Annotated in this window: 1 protein-coding gene; it reads right to left on the minus strand. The window is 60.8% G+C overall.

Translation table 11 applies throughout. The annotated features are described in order from the left end of the window. On the minus strand, positions 1–319 hold a 319-nt coding region (locus QWI17_RS19155), incomplete at both ends, for a hypothetical protein (protein ID WP_302724138.1).

Genomic DNA, 319 nt, shown 5'->3' on the forward strand with positions numbered 1-319 from the left:
CCAATCCTGCATGGCCGCTGAAGTCGACGGTCTGACCGTTGTCCTCCGGGTACAAGCAGCGCAAAGCCGCCTCGGCCGATGCACTGCCGTCGACTGGCGGCGGGGTATCGGTTTCCACGTAGTTCCAGAACTTACGCTCCAGTTCGATCAGGCGGGCGATCATCTGCTCATCTCGCTCGATGCGATGGATCTCCAGGTGCTGACCGCCGAGCAGCACCGCCACATCTGCCGCCTGCTTGCCGGTGACTGCGAGTTGGTGCATCACTTGCAGTTCTACATATTCGGGTACGCCTTCCTTCCAGAGGCGTGCCCCGTTTAT

The organism is Gilvimarinus gilvus, from assembly GCF_030518155.1.
In the GTDB taxonomy this organism is placed as follows: domain Bacteria; phylum Pseudomonadota; class Gammaproteobacteria; order Pseudomonadales; family Cellvibrionaceae; genus Gilvimarinus; species Gilvimarinus gilvus.